General features: G+C 73.7%; 9 protein-coding genes, 2 tRNA genes and 1 other RNA gene. 3 read left to right on the forward strand and 9 right to left on the reverse strand.

Annotation, left to right across the window (positions count from 1 at the left end; genetic code table 11):
- Positions 1 to 3: 3 nt before the first annotated feature.
- Positions 4 to 76: transfer RNA gene (locus ACF07B_RS17845), tRNA-Gly, on the forward strand.
- Positions 77 to 218: 142 nt separating this feature from the next.
- Here the strand turns inward: ACF07B_RS17845 and ACF07B_RS17850 are convergent.
- From ACF07B_RS17850 to ffs, 6 genes are all read right to left on the reverse strand, one after another.
- Positions 219 to 1,118 carry a phosphoribosylaminoimidazolesuccinocarboxamide synthase gene (locus ACF07B_RS17850; RefSeq protein WP_392179588.1) on the reverse strand — a complete coding sequence of 300 codons (900 nt, stop codon included), beginning with the start codon at positions 1,116 to 1,118 and terminating at the stop codon, positions 219 to 221.
- Between the two features lie 134 nt (positions 1,119 to 1,252).
- A complete protein-coding gene (locus ACF07B_RS17855) occupies positions 1,253 to 2,782 on the reverse strand; it encodes a N,N-dimethylformamidase beta subunit family domain-containing protein (protein ID WP_362405745.1) in 1,530 nt (509 codons plus the stop codon).
- 219 nt (positions 2,783 to 3,001) lie between these two features.
- Positions 3,002 to 4,837 carry a hypothetical protein gene (locus tag ACF07B_RS17860; RefSeq protein ID WP_392179878.1) on the reverse strand — a complete coding sequence of 612 codons (1,836 nt, stop codon included), beginning with the start codon at positions 4,835 to 4,837 and terminating at the stop codon, positions 3,002 to 3,004.
- A 366-nt stretch (positions 4,838 to 5,203) separates the two neighbouring features.
- Positions 5,204 to 6,457, reverse strand: coding sequence for a phosphoribosylamine--glycine ligase (purD, locus tag ACF07B_RS17865; protein ID WP_392179589.1), 1,254 nt, complete (start codon positions 6,455 to 6,457; stop codon positions 5,204 to 5,206).
- Between the two features lie 291 nt (positions 6,458 to 6,748).
- A complete protein-coding gene (locus tag ACF07B_RS17870; protein ID WP_392179590.1) occupies positions 6,749 to 9,058 on the reverse strand; it encodes a DNA polymerase III subunit gamma and tau in 2,310 nt (769 codons plus the stop codon).
- A 130-nt stretch (positions 9,059 to 9,188) separates the two neighbouring features.
- Positions 9,189 to 9,287, reverse strand: an RNA gene (gene ffs, locus ACF07B_RS17875) — signal recognition particle sRNA small type.
- Positions 9,288 to 9,359: 72 nt separating this feature from the next.
- Between ffs and ACF07B_RS17880 the strand changes: the two genes are divergently transcribed.
- A tRNA-Ser gene (locus ACF07B_RS17880) sits at positions 9,360 to 9,447 on the forward strand.
- Between the two features lie 102 nt (positions 9,448 to 9,549).
- On the opposite strand, the gene ACF07B_RS17885 is transcribed toward ACF07B_RS17880, so the two are convergent.
- From ACF07B_RS17885 to ACF07B_RS17895, 3 genes are read right to left on the reverse strand one after another with little or no spacing between them, the layout of a single operon-like run.
- Complete coding sequence (locus tag ACF07B_RS17885; protein WP_392179879.1) at positions 9,550 to 11,409, reverse strand: copper resistance protein CopC; 1,860 nt, start codon at positions 11,407 to 11,409, stop codon at positions 9,550 to 9,552.
- Positions 11,410 to 11,451: 42 nt separating this feature from the next.
- Complete coding sequence (locus ACF07B_RS17890; RefSeq protein WP_369482947.1) at positions 11,452 to 12,084, reverse strand: GNAT family N-acetyltransferase; 633 nt, start codon at positions 12,082 to 12,084, stop codon at positions 11,452 to 11,454.
- Complete coding sequence (locus ACF07B_RS17895) at positions 12,074 to 14,134, reverse strand: penicillin acylase family protein (RefSeq protein WP_392179591.1); 2,061 nt, start codon at positions 14,132 to 14,134, stop codon at positions 12,074 to 12,076. Before ACF07B_RS17895 ends, ACF07B_RS17890 begins: the two co-directional genes overlap by 11 nt.
- 142 nt (positions 14,135 to 14,276) lie before the next feature.
- Between ACF07B_RS17895 and ACF07B_RS17900 the strand changes: the two genes are divergently transcribed.
- Positions 14,277 to 14,870, forward strand: a complete 594-nt coding sequence (locus tag ACF07B_RS17900; RefSeq protein ID WP_392179592.1) for an HhH-GPD-type base excision DNA repair protein — start codon at positions 14,277 to 14,279, stop codon at positions 14,868 to 14,870.
- Positions 14,871 to 14,952: the final 82 nt, after the last annotated feature.

The raw sequence follows: 14,952 nt of genomic DNA on the forward strand, positions 1-14,952 counted from the left end.
CATGCGGACGTAGCTCAGTTGGTAGAGCGCAACCTTGCCAAGGTTGAGGTCGCCAGTTCGAACCTGGTCGTCCGCTCCGGAAAAGAAGCCCCCGACTCCGGTCGGGGGCTTCTTCGTGTGCGCGGACTCTTCGTGTGCGGTGTCTTCCCCGTGCACGCGCGGCGGCTTCTTCGGGTCCACCACCCGGGCCCGGCCGGCGGCCGGGCCCGGGGACGGGGTCAGGACCAGCCGATGCCTGTCAGACGCTCGTACGCCTCGATGTACTTGGCGCGGGTGGCCTCCACGACGTGCTCGGGCAGAGCGGGCGGCGGCTGCTCGCTCCTGCGGTCCCAGCCCGACTCGGCGGAGGTCAGCCAGTCGCGGACGTACTGCTTGTCGAAGGACGGCTGCGCGTGGCCCGGCTCCCACGCGTCGGCGGGCCAGAAGCGCGAGGAGTCCGGGGTCAGCACCTCGTCGGCGAGGACGAGCGTGTCGCCCTCGTAGCCGAACTCGAACTTGGTGTCCGCGAGGATGATGCCCCGGTCGCGGGCGATGTCGCGGGCGCGGCCGTAGACGGCGAGGGTCGCCTGGCGCAGTTCGGCGGCGGTGTCGGCGCCGACCTGGCGGGCGACCTCCTCGTACGAGACGTTCTCGTCGTGCTCGCCGACCGCGGCCTTGGTGGCCGGGGTGAAGATCGGCGCGGGGAGCTCCGAGCCGTCGACGAGACCCTCGGGCAGCGCGAGCCCGCAGACCGTGCGGGTCTCGTTGTACTCGGTCAGGCCCGAGCCGGTCAGATAGCCGCGGGCGACGCATTCGACCGGGGCCATCCGCAGGGACTTGCAGATCAGGGTGCGGCCGGCCCAGTCGGCCGGGGCGCCCGGCGGGAGTTCGGTGCTCAGCACGTGGTTGGGCGCCAGTTCGGAGAGCTGGTCGAACCACCACAGGGAGAGCTGGGTGAGGGTGCGGCCCTTGTCGGGAATCTCGGTGGGAAGCACCCAGTCGTAGGCGGAGATGCGGTCGCTGGCGACCATCACGAGGTCGCCCGCCTCGTTCTGGTACAGATCTCGCACCTTGCCGGTGTGCAGATGTACCAGACCCGGCACCTGAAGGGGCTCGGGCTTTTCGACGAATCCGGACACGGTTCCTCCCCGTGGTTATGTCCAACTGCCTCGATTCTCCCGTATGGGGCGAGCGGTTGTGGACAGGGGGCGTGCCGGGCACGTGCGGGCGCCCGTGGCGGAGGGTGCGCCGGGAGGCGCCGGGCGGGATTTCCTCAGTCGTGTTTGCAGATGCGGTCGAGGAGATTGGCGGTCGCCCGCTGGATACGGGGGTCCACGTGGCCGGGGCGGTCGAGGGCCGGGGACCACGCGAACGTTCCGGAAGCGAAGACCAGGGCGCCGGACGGGGCGCGGTAGAGCGAGGTCTCCTGATGGCGCAGGACGCCCTCGCTGTCCGGGTACGGGGAGTGCGCCAGCAGGATCCGGTCCTGGTGCTCCGGCAGGGGGGTGCGCGGGAAGTAACGGTCCGCCTCGCCCGCGACCATGCCCTCCACCTCGTCGCCGTCGTGCGCTCCGGTCGCCTCCCACAGCCAGTGGTCGGCGTTGCGGACGATCAGGGGGGACGGCTCGGGGACGCGCCCCGCGTACTGGATGCCGATGAGCTGCTGCTCCGGGCGGTCGATCTCGCGCCACAGGACGGGCTTGCCGGGGCCCCGGCGTTTCCGGCAGGTCAGCAGCCGGTCGGCGACACCCGACGGGGAGGGGCCCAGCTCCACCTGCCAGTACATGGTGTTGGCGGAGAGGAAGACGAGCGAGGTGCCGTGCTCGCGGGCGAGTTCCGTGGTGCGGCGCATCTGCGGCGACCAGTACTCGTCGTGGCCCGGGAAGACCAGGCCCCGGTAGCGGGTGGGGTCGACGCGGCCGGCGTGCAGGTCGCGGGCGTCGGCGTAGGCGAGGTCGTAGCCGTAACGCTCGGCCCAGCGGATGAAGTCGTAGGCGTGGCCCACATGGAGGGGCAGGCCCGCGCCCGCGTACGGGCGGTCGAAGGACACGGTGGTCGCGGCGTCGGCCTCGCCGAGGAGCCGGCCGCCCTCGTCCCACGCGTGGTAGAGGCTGGCCCCGGTGTGGCCGTCCTCCGGGTACAGGTTGTACGCCTGCCAGGTGATGTCCGGGAGCAGGAGGAGCAGATCGGCCGTCTGGTGGTTGCGGACGGTGAAGGGAACGTGCGAGCGGTAGCCGTCGAGGGTGGTCAGGACGGCGACGTAGGCGCCGACGTTCCAGTAGGACGGGATCTGGAGGCGCCAGGACAGCCACCAGTGGTGGCAGGAGACCGTGCGGTCGGCCGTGAGCGGTGGCGGCTGGACGATCCCGGAGAGCCGGGGGCTCGTGGTGATCTTGCTGGCGCCGTCGCCGCCGTAGTGGCCGATGCGGTAGATGTCGACGCTGAACTCCTGCGGCGGGTCGACCGTCACATGGAAGTCGATGGACTCGCCGGGAGCCGCGGCCCCCGTGCTGGTGAAACCCTTGATCTGACGGTGGACGTCGTCGGCCGAGCGGGGGCCTCCGGGACCCCTGCGCACACGGGTGCCGGACGTGGACCGCGGGGCCGGGATGCGGGAGGCACCCGCCGCCGGCTGAGGCGGCGGGGGCGCGTCGGTGTCCACGTACCAGGGGACGACGTGGCCGGTGTCGTCGAAATAGGTCTCGCTGCCGCGGAGCCAGGGAACGGGTCCCAGGCCGAAGGGATCCGTGACGGCGTGCGCGAGTGCTCCCGACTCCCAGCGTCGGATCTGCTCCGATCCCATGCCCGCACCCCTCCCTCGTGCCCCCGTCGTACTGGCAAGCCCTTGCCCTGTGCTCGATCGGTCCCAGCACATCACATTACGCACGCAGTCCGTCACCGTTCGTCGCGAATTGGCGCGAGTGGAACGGGCGGCTCCGACTGGGCCGGGGCGCCTGCGCACGGTGGGGTGTGTGCATGGCCGGGACACGGACGGTGGGGGCCGCCGCCGGAGGGGCCGCCGTCACACCAGACGGACCGGTTTCTCCGGGCGGACGCCGAGATGGCGCAGCCAGTCCCGCAGGGGCGTGGGGTCCCCCGTCTCTATGAGGGTGAGGACGCGGGGGCCGATGTCGGCCGCCCGTTCGCCGCCGACGAGGAGGGACGGGCCGTCCAGCCAGTCGAGTCCGGGGACCGCCCCGGCGGTGTCCATCGCGGAACAGCAGACCATCGCCGTCACATGGTCGGCCAGCAGCTCGCGAGCGGTCCTGGGCGGCTGGAGGGGGAACAGCGGAAGCATCCGGTCGTCCCAGAGGTCGTGGTCGGAGCCCTGCTGCCCGGCGCTCCCGGCGGGCCGGTGCTTCGCCGGGGCGGACGCCTCCTCACGGGCCAGTTCCGCGGTGAGCCGGGCCGCGAGGGCCGCCGACCGCTCGTTCCCCACGGCGAGGTCGGGGTCGTCGCTCTCGGCGATGCCCATCTCCCCGTACGCCTCGGTCCGGTGCTCGGCGAGGACGGCCACGGGGTCCGGGTGCGGCGCGGGCGTGACGCCCGCCGCCACGGACAGATGGTCGAGCACGCGGGCCAGGGTCGGTCCGTCCGCCTCGGGCAGCGCGGGGTCGGCGGGGTGGCGGACACCGAGCGCGTCCAGGACCCGGTGGAGGCGGGCCGCGTCGGTGCGCCAGGCGCGGTCCACGACCTCGTCCGGATAGTCCTGCCAGTCGACCGGCGCCCAGTCGGGGCCGGCCTCGGCGGGGCCGCCGTGGAAGAGCCGGGCGGCGAGCAGCGAAGCGGCCTCGTCCACGGTGCCGGGCTCTTCGAGCAGGTCGCAGGCGGGACGCTCGCCGAGACGGGAGGTGAAGCCCTCGGCCAGGCGGTCGCGGCGGGAGAGTTCGGTCAGGGCGGCGACGACGCCCACGTCCAGCCGGGAGGGCCAGCGGCCCATCCGCCAGGCGGGCAGCGCGACCCGGGTCAGCAGGCGGTCCCAGCCCGCGTACGCCAGGCCCACCTGCTCCTGGGCGACGATCCGCACGCCGTAGTCCACAGCCTGTGCGCGCTCGGCCGACGCGGACGCCACGGCCCGCTCCATCTCGGCCGCGTGCCCCCGGCAGCCGCGCAGCAGGAGCCGGGTGACCCAGCCGACTCCGGCCAGGACCATGCGGGACAGCGGGCCGCGGCCGGGTGCCGAGGCCACCGCCACCGCCGCGTCCAGGCCTCGGACGAAACGGCGGGCCGCGGCTATGTCCGGGTGCGCCGACGGGCCCGTGCCGGCGACGACGGGGGCGAGGACCGCCCGCAGTTCACCGACCCGCATCCACCACAGGAACGGGGAGCCGATGACGAGGACGGGGGCGGTGGTGACCCGGGTGGCGCGGGCCGTCAGCGTGGTCACCGGGCCGCTTCCGGCCGGACCCCGGCGCGGGCCGTCCGGCTCGTCGCCTCCCGGGGAGGACCGGCCGTGGGACCGGTGCGTGCGGTCCTCCAGCCAGCTGTCGCAGTCCGGGGTGAGCGCTATCGCCGAGGGCGCCGGGACGTCGAGGCGGTCGGCCAGGTCACGGACCATGCGGTAGAGATCGGGGGCCGACTCCTCGGAGATCGGGACCGTGGGGCTCGTCGCGGGCCGGGCGCGGGCCACGACGAGCGCGATGCCCGCCGCCGCGAGGAGGACGACGGCGGCGAACACCGTCACGATCCCTCCCGCGATCCCCCAGGACGTACCGGTGATGCGGCCCGTGGAACCACCGACGAGCAGCACGACGGCCACGGCCGCGGGCAGCAGGGCGACGGCCAGCGCCCTGCTGCGGATGCGCAGCACAGCGAGAGCCCGGGAGCGCGCTGCCTGCGCGCCCGCCTCCACACCCATACCGGTCACGACCGGACGTCACCCCCTCTTGTCCGCCGGGCTCCGGCCCTGTCGCTGCCGGTGCCGACGGAAGCCCTGGCGTTGGTCACTCCCCCACTGTGGCACCCGCCACCGACATCGCAATGCCGGTGGGCCAAGTGCCGGAATGCTTTCGCCGCACCCTAGTTGGGGCCCCGGCCCTCGTCAGCCGGATAGGGCATCGGTCACCCGATGGAATGGCTCTGGGGAAAGGTGGATGACGGCAGGCCCTGGACGGGATTCCGGTTCCGTACGGAAACCCGCAGGTGGAAGGGCCCGGACGCAACACGACAAGGCCCCGGATTCCGTACGGAGTCCGGGGCCCGGTGCTGCTATGGGGACCGTGGGCTATGCCTCGGCGGCCGCCTTCGCGGCGATGTCCGTGCGGTGCTGCGAACCCTCCAGACCGATGCGGGCGACAGCCGCGTAGGCGCGCTCGCGGGCCTCGGTGAGGCCGGATCCGATCGCTGTGACGGACAGCACACGGCCGCCCGCGCTCACCACCGCGCCGCCCTCGTGCCGGGTGCCGGCGTGCAGGACGTACGCGTGCGGGGCGTCCTCGGCGGCCACCTCGTCGAGCCCGGTGATCGGGTCGCCGGTGCGCGGGGTGTCGGGGTAGTTGTACGAGGCCACGACGACGGTGACCGCCGCCTCGTCGCTCCAGCGCAGGGGTTCCAGATCGGCGAGGGTGCCGTTCGCGGACGCCAGCAGGACCCCGGCGAGCGGGGTCTTCAGCCGGGCGAGGACCACCTGGGTCTCGGGGTCGCCGAAGCGGGCGTTGAACTCGATGACCCGCACACCGCGGCTGGTGATCGCCAGACCGGCGTACAGGAGTCCGGAGAACGGGGTGCCGCGACGGCGCATCTCGTCGACGGTCGGCTGGAGGACGGTCTCCATGACCTCCTCGACGAGCTTCGGGTCCGCCCAGGGCAGTGGCGAGTACGCGCCCATGCCGCCGGTGTTCGGGCCCTCGTCGCCGTCCAGGGCGCGCTTGAAGTCCTGGGCGGGCTGGAGCGGGACGACGGTCGTGCCGTCGGTGATCGCGAAGAGGGAGACCTCGGGGCCGTCGAGGAACTCCTCGATGACGACACGGTCGCAGGCGCCCGCGTGCGTCCGCGCCGCGTCGAGGTCGTCGGTCACGACGACGCCCTTGCCGGCGGCCAGTCCGTCGTCCTTGACGACGTAGGGCGCTCCGAACGCGTCGAGCGCCTCCTCGATCTCCTCCGGCGTCGCGCAGACGTAGGAGCGTGCCGTGGGGACGCCGGCACCCGCCATCACGTCCTTCGCGAACGCCTTGGAGCCCTCCAGCTGCGCGGCCTCCCCTGAGGGGCCGAAGCAGGGGATGCCCGCCGCGCGCACGGCGTCGGCGACACCGGCGACGAGCGGGGCCTCCGGGCCCACGACCACCAGTTCGGCGCCGAGACGCGTGGCCAGCGCGGCCACGGCCGCGCCGTCGAGGGCGTCGACCGCGTGCAGCTCCGCCACCTCCGCGATCCCGGCGTTACCGGGAGCGCAGTACAGGGCGGTGACGTCGGGGTCGAGGGACAGGGAGCGGCACAGGGCGTGTTCGCGGGCGCCACCACCGATGACAAGGACCTTCACGGGGTCAGCCTAACCGCCGCACGCGGGTGCCCTTGTAGGGGCTTCCGAAGCGACGGGGCTACGACGCTGGTGCGATCCTCCAGAAACCGGCGCCCCCGACGCACCGGGCGGTGCCCCACCCCCGCATCGGGCGGTCGGCGTCCTGACCCGGGCGGTCCGGCCCGGTGGACGCCGGACGGCCGGCGTCCAGAACGCGCGCGCCGTCATCTCGCGGCGCGCGGTCGGGCACGAAACCCGGCCGGTGACGCTCGCGCATGGGGCGGGCGGCTTCCGGGGCCTGGTCCCGGTCTCTTACTCGTTCGAGAACTCCTCGACCACCGTCGCGCCGAGTTCGCGGACGATCAGTTCGTGACCCGAGAGGGCGGACTCGTCCAGATCGGGGTCGTCGTCCTCGGGGGTGTCGTCCTCCGGGGCGACCGGCGGAGGCGGCTCGTAGGCCGGGGCCTGGGCGGGCGCCGACATGCCCGGGGCCTGGGGACGGCCCGCGGACGGGCCGGAGTGCTGGGCGGTGGGCCCGGGGGCCGGAGCGGACGGCTGCTGGGGCGCGGGGCGCTGGCCGGCCGGAGCCCCGCCGTACCCGCCGGCGCCGCCACCGCCGTAGCCGCCTCCGCCGCCGAACCCGCCGCCCGCCGGAGCGGGCGGCGGTGCCGAACCGCCCGAGGCGTCCACGATGGCCTCGACCTTCCACTGCACGTTGAACTGCTCCGCGAGCGCCTGCCGCAGCACGTCCTCGCTGCCGCTGCTCGCGAAGTTGTCCCGGGCCCCGGCGTTGACGAAGCCGATCTGGAGGGTCGTGCCGTCGAAGGCCGTGACCTGCGCGTTCTGGCTGAGCAGGATCCAGGTGAACCGGCGGCGGTTCTTCACCGCCTCCAGGATGTTCGGCCACAGCGTGCGGGGGTCGAGACCGCCCGCGGCCGGAGCGACGGCCTGGGGCGCTCCCGGTACGGCGGCGGCCGGAGCGGCGGGTGCGGCGGAGGGTGCCGGTGCCGACTGGGCCGGAGGACGGCCGCCGCCCGCAGGGGCCGCCGTGGGCCAGCCGCCGGGACGCCGGCCGCTGCCGGCCGCCGTGGCGGTGGGCCAGGCGCCGGGCGCGGCCCCCGTGGGGGCGGCGGCCGGGGCCGCGGGCTGCTCGGAAGCCGCCGGGGGCGCGCCCGTCGGTGCCGGGGCGGTGAAGGACGCGGCGGGCGCCACAGGGGCGACGGGAGCGGACGTGCCGGGCGCCGCGCCCGGAACGGCGGCGGCGCTCTCCACGCCGCCCCCCTGCCCCGCTCCCTGCCCTGGGGCCGGTCCCGCTCCCCGGGCCGCGGCACGGGCCGCCGCGAGGCCTCCCCCGGGGGAAGCCGGGGAAGCCGCGGGCCCGGCGGCCGGGACGGGCACCGGGCCGTGCGCCTCGGGTCCGGGCACGTAGCCCATGGCGGGGGCGGCCGCGCCGGCGGAGAAGTTCACCCCGCGCTCGATCCGGTCGAGGCGGGCCAGGAGGGACCGCTCGTCCTTGTAGGCGGCGGGCAGCAGAACGCGGGCGCAGATGAGTTCGAGCTGGAGGCGCGGCGAGGTGGCCCCGCGCATTTCCGTCAGCCCTTCGTTGACGAGGTCGGCGGCGCGGCTCAGCTCCGCGGCGCCGAAGACCCCGGCCTGCGCCTGCATGCGCTCCACCACGTCGACCGGGGCGTCGATGAGCCCCTTCTCCGCCGCGTCCGGGACGGCCGCGAGGATCACCAGGTCCCGCAGCCGCTCCAGCAGGTCGGCGACGAAGCGCCGCGGGTCGTTGCCGCCCTCGATGACGGTGTCCACGACTTCGAAGGCGGCGGCACCGTCCCCGGACGCGAACGCCTCGACGACGGCGTCCAGCAGGGAGCCGTCCGTGTAGCCGAGCAGCGAGGTCGCCATGGCGTACGTCACACCGTCGTCGGCGGCACCGGCCAGAAGCTGGTCCATCACGGACATGGAGTCACGCACGGACCCCCCGCCCGCCCGGACGACGAGGGGCAGCACCCCGTCCGCGACGGGGATGCCCTCCTGCGTGCAGACCTCGCCCAGGTACTCGCGCAGGGTGCCCGGCGGCACGAGCCGGAACGGGTAGTGGTGGGTCCGCGACCGGATCGTCCCGATGACCTTCTCGGGTTCGGTCGTGGCGAAGATGAACTTGAGGTGCTCCGGGGGCTCCTCGACGACCTTCAGCAGCGCGTTGAAGCCGGCCGACGTGACCATGTGGGCCTCGTCGATGATGTAGATCTTGTAACGGCTGCTCGCGGGCCCGAAGAAGGCCTTTTCCCGCAGGTCACGGGCGTCGTCCACACCACCGTGCGAAGCGGCGTCGATCTCGATGACGTCGATCGAGCCCCGGCCGCTGCGGGCGAGGTCCTGACAGGACTGGCACACACCGCACGGAGTGGGCGTGGGGCCCTGCTCGCAGTTCAGGCAGCGGGCCAGGATGCGCGCGCTCGTCGTCTTGCCGCACCCGCGCGGACCGCTGAACAGGTACGCGTGATTGACCCGGTTGTTCCGCAGCGCCTGCGACAACGGGTCGGTGACATGCTCCTGCCCGATGACCTCGGCGAACGACTCCGGGCGATAACGGCGGTACAGCGCGAGAGACGACACGTCTACGAGGTTATAGGCGCCCACTGACATCAAGGACCGCCCTGAGCGCATCCCGGGCGCGACCCCGGCGGCATCCGGTCCCCGGCCCGCCCGGCCACGGCCCGACGGCCGTCCGGGCGACCGTCCCGGAAACGCAAGCGCCCCCCACGCACCCGCCAGAGCCGACCTACCCTTGCTGCCTTCCGGCCCTGGGGGAGTTCAGTCAGATAGCGCCACGTGAGGGGCTCCGCAAAGAGTACAGGATGCCGGGGGTGGGGAACGAGTTCGCGAGCACTCCTCAACGTCTTGTATTGTTTGCCCCGGAGGATTCGCCTAGTGGCCTAGGGCGCACGCTTGGAAAGCGTGTTGGGGGCAACCCCTCACGAGTTCGAATCTCGTATCCTCCGCCAGTGCCTCACCGGGCACGATGTCGAAGGGCCCCACCGAAAGGTGGGGCCCTTCTTCGTTGTCCTCGGCCCCAGCCCGACGGCGCCGGGCGGTTCCCGTCGGGGTCAGTCGATCTCGACCTTCTTCGAGACGGTGATCTCGTCGATGTCGCTGGTGCGGACGGTGACCTTCATGGTCCAGGTGCCGGGGAGGGGGAGGGTGAGGCCGTCGGAGGTCCAGTAGCCGCCCTTGTCGGTGATTCCCGCGTCGATCGGGCCGACCTTCCGTGCTTCCTGGGTGAAGGAGAGGCGCACCTCGGGGACGGTCACGAGGCCGCCGTCGGGGCCGAAGACCACGACCTGCACGGAGTTCTCCCCGACCTGGCCGGGCGTCAGCTCGATCTGGACCTTGCCGTGTCCGCCCGGGGTGCCGACGTCGAAGGGCACCAGGGTCGTCCTGGAGGTCACCCGGCGCACGGCCGCGACCGAGTCGGCGCTCTCCGTGGCGGCGCGGCCGGGCTGGGTCCCGGTCAGCATGGTCGTGATCACCAGCACCAGGATGCCGATCGTGACCTCGGCGAGCACCGAGCGGCGCAGGCCCCGGTGGTACTCGGTGTCCCCCGGCCCGCCCTTCGCCCCATCTCCCGCCGCCCCGTCCGAGGCGGGCCCGTCCGAGGCCGGCACCTCCGAGGCGGGCCCTTCCGAAGCCGGCACCGTGACCGGGGTCGCGACGCGGCCGGCCGGGACGGTGGCGGGGGTCCGCGCCGTCGCCGCCCGGGTCGTCCAGCGCCGCGAGAACGCGGCCGCCGCCAGGAGCAGCGCCACGAGGGCGACCTTCACGACCAGGAGCCGGCCGTACGAGGTCGAGGTCAGGGCGTCCCAGGAGCCGAGGCCGCGCCAGGACTGGTAGACGCCGGTGACCGCGAGGACCGCGACCGAGACGAGGGCGAGCCGGGAGAACCGGGTGACGACGGCCGGGGCGACCGGCTCGGCGGGACGGTGGAGGGCGGTGAGCAGGGCGGCCAGACCCCCGAGCCACACCGCCATGGCGAGCAGATGCAGCACGGAGGACACCATCGCCGCGGGGACCTGGATCCCGGCGGAGGCGTGCTCGGCGGCGGCCCAGGTGACCGCCAGGGCCAGCGAGAACAGCGCACCGAGCACGACGACGCCACGGCCGGCTCCCCGGCCCCGTACCGGCACCCGCGGCGGCGCGAAGGCCACGGCGGCGAGCAGCGCCAGCCGCGCCACCAGAACGATGCCGGGCCGGCCCGTCAGGGTGTCGCTGAGGCTCTTCGGGTCGAAGACCCCCGACAGGCCGGTGCCGCGTTCGTAGGGGCCGCGCAGCAGGAGGAGCGCGAACGTGGAGCCGAGCAGGATCCACCAGCCGGTCACCAGGAGACGCCGTACGGACCCCGGGAAGCCGCAGACGAGCACGAACGTGACCGCGCCGATCGACAGGGCGAGTCCGCTGTACGCGGCGTAGCGGGCGATGTCGTAGAGGGCGGAGGAGGCGGGGTCACCGGCGGTGGGCGGCAGCGGCGCGCGGGTCGCGGAGGGCTTGCCGATGGAGAACGTGAAGGCGCCGGAGACGGGGTGGCTGTCCGCCGAGACGACCCGCCAGGCCACGGTGTACGTGCCGGTGCCGAGGCCGCGCGGCAGGGTGACACCGGCGGTGTCGGCACGGCCGTCCGCGTGCTCCGGTTCCCCGGTGCGCACGCGCCGGTTCTCCGGGTCGAGCACGCGGAAGGAGTCGTCGAACAGGCCGATCGACTCACTGAACGTCAGCGTCACCTGGCGGGGCGCCGACTTCAGCACACTGCCCTCCTGCGGATCGGTGCCCGTCAGCGCCGCGTGGGCGGACGCGCCGTTCACACCGCTGAAAAGCACCAGGACCAGGACACTGCCCAGCAGGGCGAGGGCCCTGGCCCCGATCCGCCGCTGTCGCCGCCGGCTCTCGTTCACACGCCGTCTCCGTATCCGCATGTCCAGAGTCTCGGTCATGTACGGATGCGGGCCGCGTCCGGCTCACCTCGGTGCCGTCGGACCCTTCTCGAAGGCCTCGCGCGTCAGGAAGGCGAGCCGGGCGCGCTTCTCGGGCAGATGGACCTCGGGCAGGTCGATCTCGGGGAGCACGATGTCCCCGGCGGGCACGAAACCCTGCCGGGTCAGCCGCTCGACGGCCTTGGCGTTGCGGGCGTCGGGTTCGACCACGGCCCGCTCCCGGCCGAGGCCGGTCAGCGCGTACGCCAGGAACGCCGACAGCAGCGTGGACGACCAGCCCGGCCGCTCGCCGGCGCCGGGTGCGGGAGGCCCGATGAGCAGGTGGACCCCGATGTCACCGGGCCGGACCTCGTAGCACTCGGAGACCCGGTCGGCCTCGGGCTCGTAGGTCTGGAACAGCGCCGCCGGTACGCCGTCCTTGACCGTGAGGAAGGCGTGATGGGTGTCGAGCGAGTCGAGGTGCAGATAGGTCTCCAGCACCTGCTGCTTCGAGAACCCGGTCATCCCCCAGTACGCGGCCCGCTCCTCGGTGACCCAGCCGTGCAGCACGTCGAGGTCGGCGCGCGGGTCCACGGGCAGCACCCGGACCGTGCCGAAACCCTCGACGCGCTGCTCGTGAACGGCCTCGCGGGTGCCTGCGTACGTCTCAGTCGTCATCGCTCTCCTTGGTCAGCGTGTTCCAGTCGGTGGTCACCGGGGCGAGATCCCCCCTGAGCCACAGGGGGAGCTGATCACGGTGGTGGGCCGCGCCGGGGACGCCGTCGGCTCCGAACGGGACCACCCAGAGGCTGTCGTCCCGGTCGGCGAGGTCCCAGACGTAGCGGGCGGCGGGTCCGCGGGCGCTCAGGTCGGTCAGTCCGGGGAGCGAGGAGGTGGACAGGACGCAGTCGTTGTCGCCGGACAGGGCCGGTTCGTCGTACGCGGTGCCGGGGAGCGCCCGCCAGGGGGCGAGGCGATGGGTGTCGCCCCAGGTCCGGGGTGCGGGCCCGGCGGCCACTTCCTCGACGGCCGCCCGGATCACGGCGTCGCGGTCGATGCCGTACGGCTTCCCCGCCGCCAACAGGTTTTCGAGGGCGAAGGCGACGCGCGGGGTGAGCGCGAGCCAGGGCAGGAAGACGGCCGGGCGGGCGGGCGGTTCGGCCAGGACGGCGAGGGCCGGGTGCGCCACGAGCTGTCGTACGACCGCGTCGCGCACCCGCGCGTAGGCCGCGGCCGTGACGCTGCCGGCGTCCATGTGTCGGTTCCAGCGCAGGAGCCGGTCCCTGAGGCCGGCCGCCGCACCGGAGAGTTCCAGCGCGGCCAGCGGGTCCAGCAGGGCGGCGGCGGAAGCGAGGTGTGTGTCCATGTGGATGGCCGGCATGTCCGACGCCGACAACGCCTCGCCCGCATCGAGCAGCCGGCGGATGCGGTCCGCGCGGTGCGGCGGCGCGAACTCGACACCGAGCGGGGCCGCGGGGCCACGCTGGTTCGCCATCACGGCGAGTCCGTCCTCGACCGGGCCGTACGGCGTCTCGTGCCAGCCGGTCCACTCGTGGCCGGGCTCCCACGCGGGCACCACCCGGGTGCGGTTGGCCGTGTGGCGCACCGGGACCCGGCCCGCGACCCGGTGCAGCACCCCGCCCTCGGTGTCGGCGGCCTGCACGACGTTCACCGGCTCCGCCCAGGCGTCGAAGGCCCGGTCCACGTCGGCGACCCGGCGGGCCCGCAGCAGCGGCAGGAGCGCGCCGAATCCGAGGTCCGCCGTCACGCGGGGCGGGTAGCGCAGGCTGATGGACTCCCCGGCGTCGGCGCCCCCGATCACCACGGGTCCGCGCGCCGTCTCGATCACCTCGACGTCGACGGGTGCGCCGCCGGCCACCTCCACCCGCTCCGTGTGCCGTGCCGCGGCCCGCCAGACACCGTCGGGATCGAGAGCCTCGACGTCCCCGCCGTCGACGCGTCGCAGCCGCTCCCGGTAGAGGTCCTGGTAGTCGGCCATCGCGTTGGTGATCGCCCAGGCGACGGTTCCGGTGTGGGCGAAGTGGGCGATGCCGGGGACACCGGGGACGGCGATGCCGACGACGTCGAACTCCGGGCAGGAGAGGCGGATCTGCTGGTAGACGCCGGGTTCCTCGATGAAACGGTGCGGGTCACCGGCGATCACCGCACGACCGGTGGCGGTGCGCTCGCCGCTCACCAGCCATCCGTTGCTGCCCGCCGTGCCGGGCCCGTCCATGGCGAACAGGCCGACCGCGTCCGCGCCCAGCCGCCGTACGACCTCCTCGCGCCACAGCTTGGCGGGGAACCCGGCGAAGAGGATGTGGGTACCGAGCCAGACGCCCATCGGGCTCCAGGGCTCCCAGCGTCCCGGAACGAGCCCGCTCGCCGCGAACTCGGGTGCCCTCGCGGCCCCTTCGGCCAGCCCCGCGTTGACTCCGTCGACGTACGCGACGACCCACGCGGCGGTCTCGGGGTCGTGTTCCTCCAGGGACGCGAAGCAGCGTCGCGCGGTGTCGTCGAGCCGGGCCTGCCGGACGAAACGGTCCCAGCCGGCGGACTCCTCGCCGAGGAACGCGGCCGAGGTGCCCTGGGAGCGGTGCCGCTCGACCTCGAGCTGCCAGGCGCGGTCCCGGGCGGTGACCCGGCCCTGGGCGTGGGCGAGTTCCAGGGCGCTGCCGGCGCGCAGGTGCGGGATGCCCCAGGTGTCACGGTAGATCTCGGCGTTCACGGTCCATCCCCAGTCATGTCAGGTTAGGCTAACCTAATTTAACCTTCTGGATCGTACGGCCGGGACGGGGAACCCGGTGCGGCCGGGTGGCCACGACGACCGCGCACGAGCGACCCGCCGCCGCACGCGGGATCATCGGTCCATGGACGTCACGCTTCACCTCGCCCAGCAGCCCGAGGCCGACGAACTGCTCGGCCGCAGCCCGCTCGCGGCCCTGGTCGGCATGCTGCTGGACCAGCAGGTGCCGATGGAGTGGGCCTTCGCGGGGCCGTACACGATCGCCCGGCGGATGGGGGCGGACGATCTCGACGCGCACGAGATCGCCTCGTACGACCCGGAGAAGTTCGCCGGGCTGCTCTCGGCCAAGCCCGCCGTGCACCGCTACCCCGGCTCGATGGGCAAGCGCATCCATCAGCTGTGCCAGTACCTCGTCGAGCACTACGACGGAGACGCCGCCGCCGTCTGGACGGACGTCGGGAGCGGCGCGGAACTGCTGCGCCGCCTCAAGGAACTCCCCGGTTTCGGTACGCAGAAGGCGCAGATCTTCCTGGCCCTCCTCGGCAAGCAGCTCGGGGTCGCCCCCGAGGGCTGGCGGGAGGCGGCGGGCCCCTACGGCGAGGCCGGCTCCTTCCGCTCAGTCGCCGACATCACCGGCCCGGAGTCCCTCACCAAGGTCCGCGCCCACAAACAGGAGATGAAGGCGGCGGCGAAGGCGGCGAAGGCCTCCGGCAAGTAACCCGGGCCCAGGGGACCGGCGCCCCCACCGTCCCCGGCACAGGTGCCCGCCCCCAACCGTCTTCCGCCAGCCCTTCCCACCC

The sequence above is a fragment of the Streptomyces sp. NPDC015532 genome, from assembly GCF_043078065.1.
GTDB lineage: Bacteria > Actinomycetota > Actinomycetes > Streptomycetales > Streptomycetaceae > Streptomyces.

Bases quoted from the DNA above. Each gene is read 5' to 3' on its own strand.
- ACF07B_RS17855 (WP_362405745.1), bottom strand. From the start codon at position 2,782: ATGGGATCGGAGCAGATCCGACGCTGGGAGTCGGGAGCACTCGCGCAC.
- ACF07B_RS17860 (WP_392179878.1), bottom strand. From the start codon at position 4,837: ATGGGTGTGGAGGCGGGCGCGCAGGCAGCGCGCTCCCGGGCTCTCGCT.
- ACF07B_RS17885 (WP_392179879.1), bottom strand. From the start codon at position 11,409: ATGCGGATACGGAGACGGCGTGTGAACGAGAGCCGGCGGCGACAGCGG.
- ACF07B_RS17900 (WP_392179592.1), top strand. From the start codon at position 14,277: ATGGACGTCACGCTTCACCTCGCCCAGCAGCCCGAGGCCGACGAACTG.
- ACF07B_RS17890 (WP_369482947.1), bottom strand. From the start codon at position 12,084: ATGACGACTGAGACGTACGCAGGCACCCGCGAGGCCGTTCACGAGCAG.